This is a genomic window from Homoserinimonas sp. (genome assembly GCF_056262345.1).
The window spans coordinates 1-4,175 of sequence record NZ_JBACFR010000075.1; the positions used below are offsets into that span (position 1 = coordinate 1).

General features: G+C 64.4%; 5 protein-coding genes. 2 read left to right on the forward strand and 3 right to left on the reverse strand.

Features of this window, described 5'->3' with window-relative positions; genetic code table 11:
• The 3 genes from AC062T_RS03815 to AC062T_RS03825 form a co-directional block, all read right to left on the reverse strand.
• A partial coding sequence (locus tag AC062T_RS03815) for an MFS transporter (RefSeq protein WP_476027547.1) occupies positions 1 to 438 on the reverse strand: 438 nt, incomplete at its 3' end.
• Complete coding sequence (locus AC062T_RS03820; RefSeq protein ID WP_476027549.1) at positions 428 to 823, reverse strand: ArsR/SmtB family transcription factor; 396 nt, start codon at positions 821 to 823, stop codon at positions 428 to 430. The genes AC062T_RS03815 and AC062T_RS03820, both read right to left, overlap by 11 nt.
• 15 nt (positions 824 to 838) lie before the next feature.
• Positions 839 to 1,897: a magnesium and cobalt transport protein CorA gene (locus AC062T_RS03825; RefSeq protein ID WP_476027551.1), complete on the reverse strand. Its 1,059-nt coding sequence runs from the start codon at positions 1,895 to 1,897 to the stop codon at positions 839 to 841.
• Positions 1,898 to 2,124: 227 nt separating this feature from the next.
• On the opposite strand from AC062T_RS03825, the gene AC062T_RS03830 reads away from it, so the two are divergent.
• Together AC062T_RS03830 and AC062T_RS03835 are read left to right on the forward strand one after the other, a co-directional pair.
• On the forward strand, positions 2,125 to 3,645 hold the full coding sequence (locus AC062T_RS03830; RefSeq protein WP_476027553.1) for a glycosyltransferase family 39 protein: 1,521 nt from the start codon (positions 2,125 to 2,127) through the stop codon (positions 3,643 to 3,645).
• Positions 3,642 to 4,175, forward strand: a 534-nt coding sequence (locus tag AC062T_RS03835; RefSeq protein ID WP_476027555.1) for a glycosyltransferase, incomplete at its 3' end; no start/stop codon positions are given. The genes AC062T_RS03830 and AC062T_RS03835, both read left to right, overlap by 4 nt.

A 4,175-nucleotide genomic window follows, 5' to 3' on the forward strand; every position in this document is an offset into this window, starting at 1 on the left:
GTCGTAAGCAAGTCGCGAGAGAGAAAGCGCCTGGGTGTAATGCTTCTCGTCCGGCAAAATCTGGGGAATGATCGCCTGGTAGGCGGGCGTGAAAGTTGCCGAGGCGAGCTGGAGAAACAGAATCAGCACGTAGATCTGCCACACCTCCGTCACCGCGGGCAGAAGGCAGGCCACTGCGGCCCGCGAGCAGTCCGCGCTCACGAGCAGTGTCTTTCGGGGCACGCGAGCCGTCAGCGCGGCAACGAGCGGCGCTCCGGCCACGTATGCCACCATCTTGATCGCGAGCGCCGTACCCAAGATGAGCGCAGCATCCCCGCCAGCCAGATCGAACGCGAGAAGCCCGAGCGCCACCGTGAGTAGCCCTGTGCCTAGCAGGGCCACAATCTGAGCGGAGAAGAGCTTGGCGAAACGCCCGTCGCGCAGGGTTTCAGCGATCATGGCCGTCGGGCCGCGCGTGAACGCTCGCGGACTGAATGCTCGGGGCTGTGCTTCTGTGGTGCGCCGGGACAGCATCAACGGAGTGCTCGGCCTGAAGGATCGCTTCGATCACCAACGTGCTCACATGCTCGTTGGCGAGCCGGTAGAACACCCGCGTGCCGTCCTGCCTCGTCGTGACGATGCGGGAGAGGCGCAGTTTTGCCAGATGCTGCGACACCGCGGGAGGGGCCTTATCCACGAGGTTAGCGATGCTGCTGACCGAGAGTTCGCCGCCGCGCAGCGCCAGGATGATGCGGATGCGGGTGGCGTCGGCGAGCATAGAGAAAATCTCGGCGGCAATCGCAACCGATTCATTTGTCGCCTGCATCTGCATATCTGCATCCATACGCAGATAATAGCACTACAGCCAGTGGCGCCGCTTGAAGATCACGTAGAGAGCCGCGCCCATCGCTACCATTCCCGCTACCGCGAGCGGGTAGCCCCACAGCCAATCGAGCTCCGGCATGTAGGTGAAGTTCATGCCATAAATGGTGCCGATGAGCGTTGGTGCAAAGAGAATGGCCGCCCACGACGAGATCTTCTTGACTTCCTCGCTCTGGGCGAGGGAGTGCTCCGTAAGCTTTCGAGTCTCTTCGTTCTGGTCGAGGCTCGCCTGGGAGAGCAGGCGCATCTCGTCGTTCTGGCGCTGGGTAGTGAGGGTGGAATGCACCGTCAGCGCGTTCTGTAGAAGCGCTCGATACGCCGCCGACTTGTCGACGATGGCAAGCACATGGTCGAGAACATCTCGGAGCGATCGCTGCAGCTCCACGTTGACCTTGTACTTCTCAGAGCCGCGTTCGAGCGACTCGAGCATGGGCACGAGGGGTTGCACTGCCCGCTGAAAATCGATGACCTCGCTGATGAGTGAATAGATTCGGCGCGAGACCTCGGAATCACCATCGAAGAGCTGGTCTTCGATTTCGTCTATGTCGTTCTCGAGTCCAGCGATCACGGGGGCGTACTCGTCGACAACCTCGTCCAAGATCGCATAGAGCACGGCCTCAGGGCCGAGGGAGAGCAGCTCGGGGCTCGCCTCCATCCGGTGACGCACCGCCACGAGGTTGGGCGACTCAGCATGGCGAATCGTCACAACGAACCCGGGGCCAATAAAGATGTGCAGCTCACCGAATTCCACGGTCTCGTCGGAGTCGATATAGCGAGCTGGCCGCAGCACCACGAACAGGGTTTCGCCATAGCGCTCGAGCTTCGACCTCTGGTGCCCCTTGAGCGCGTCTTCAACCGAGAGCTTGTGCAGCCCGAACTCGTTGGCCACCGAGTGGATCTCATGCGGTTCTGGCCGGTATAGCCCAATCCAGGCCATCCCGCCCAGATCCCGCATAACCTCATACGTCTCGTCGAGGTTGCTGGGCGTTGCCGCCCGAACCCCGTCAACGTAGACAGCGTTGTCGACCAGCGTCATCGTGAACTCCTCGCGCCATGCCGCCCACGAGTGTCCGCAGGCCCGAGGCGAGGCTACCGCGAGCCGTCGTCGCGAAGCTGGTGCCTCTCTGGTCGCGCAACAAGAACTCTCAGGGTTCTGTGCCCTCGCACCCATGGTCGGCCCAGCCCAGGCGCGCACTATGACCCGAAACACACAACACGCAGCAACCGCACACTAGCCGCGACCGACGCGGAGACGAGGTGGCAATGTCGGGAACAGCGCTGATCGGCCAGCCTGAGGCTGCGTCCGCGACGGCGTCCACCCGGCGGGGGCGAAGCATGCGGTCGGCAGCGCTGGTGGGGCTCGGTGCTGCGGTCATCTCGACGGCGGGCTCCGGCATCCCGTCGTACTGGGGCGACGAGGCAGCGAGCGTGATCTCGGCCGATCGGCCGCTCCCCACCCTCTTGGCTGAGCTCGGCACGGTCGACGCGGTGCACGGTGCCTATTACCTCTTTCTTCACTATTGGATCGGCCTCGTCGGCACCTCGGAGTTTGCGGTGCGCCTTCCCAGCGCGGTCGCCATAGGTCTGGCCGCAGCGGGCGTCGTGGTGCTCGCTCGACGACTCTCGGGCAGCGGCAGGTTCGCCGTGGCATCCGGGCTCATCTTTGCGATCCTGCCCCTGGTAACGCGAATGGGCTCCGAGGCCAGGTCCTATGCCTTCGGAATCGCCGCTGCGGTCTGGCTCGCAGCAGCCTTCGTGCGGCTGGTGCGCGCCCGCGACACCCGAATCTGGCCCTGGATGCTTCTCGGCGCTGGCGGCGCAGCATCCATTTATGTGTTCCTTTATCTGGTGCTTCTCATTCCCGTTTTTGGGGTCGGAATGCTCGCGCTGCGCCCGGCGCGGGCGATCGTTCTGAGATGGCTGGCCTCGGCCGGCGTTTCGATCGCGCTGGCGGCGCCCATCATGGTCGCGGCCGTCTCGCAGCGCCAGCAGGTGGAATTTCTTGCCCGTCGTGACTACGCCACCGTGGAATCGGTGGTGGTAACCCAGTGGTTCGGCTCGGGCTGGTTCGCGGTTCTCGCCTGGGCACTCATCGCCGCCGCGGTCGGAGGTGCTGTGCTGCGCAGGGAATCGCGGCCCCGCCTTGCTTTTCTGCTGGCCTGGCTAGTGATGCCCACTGCGGCGGTCATGGTGGCGAACTTCGCGATCACACCGCTCTACAACCCGCGCTATCTATCTTTCTGCACCCCCGCTGTGGCGATTCTCATGGCCGAAGGAGTGCGGGTGCTGGCCGGTCTTGCGCGAGGGGGCTCGGCGCGCCGACTCGTGGTGACTGCGGCCGCGGTTGCCCTCGTGGTGACGGCATTGCCCGGCTATCTGGAGCAGCGCAGCCCATTCTCGCGCGACGAGGGCAGCGATCTTCGCGAGGCCGCAGCGATCGTGGCCGAGCACGCGTCGCCGGGAGACGCGATCGTGTTCGATGAGTCGGTGCGACCTTCGCGCAAGCCGCGACTTGCCATTGACCTCTATCCGGAGCAGTTTGCGGGGCTCAACGATGTCGCCCTCGTAACCCCCGCGCGAGAACGCGACACGATCTTGGCCGAGGTTGCACCCCTCGAAGATCTTGGTGTTGGCCTGCGCGATCACCAAACCGTGTGGGCGCTCCAGTTTGCCGGCAGCTCTTCTACCGATATGTCCACTCTCGAAACACTCGGTTTTAGGCTCGTGCAGGCCATCCCGGTCAATCGCACGGTGCTCTATGAATTCACGCGGGAGGCACCATGAGCGGGGTTGTGATCGTCGTTCCCACCTACAACGAGCTGCCCAATCTGGCCGGATTGGTGGATGATCTGCATCGCTACGTTCCCTCCGCAGACATCCTGATCGTCGACGACGACTCGCCCGACGGAACGGGGCAGGCAGCAGAGCTCCGATCGGCCAGCGACGGGCGGCTCCACGTGTTGCATCGAGCGACCAAAGACGGGTTGGGGGCGGCCTACCGAGCGGGGTTTGCGTGGGCGTTGGCCGAGGTCTACGACACGGTCGTGCAGATGGACGCCGACGGCTCGCACCGGCCGGCCGATGTGCCGGTGTTGCTGCGGGCTCTCGAGACTGCGGATGTTGTGCTCGGCTCGCGGTGGGTTCCCGGCGGTTCCGTCGTGGGGTGGCCACGTGCGCGCCAGCTTCTCTCTCGTGGCGGTAGCGTTTTTGCCCGGGCATGCCTGCCCGTTACGTCTGCCGATGTGACCGGCGGATTCCGCGCCTTCCGCAGGGAGGCGCTAGAGCGGATCGAGCCGCAGACGGTGATGAGCCGC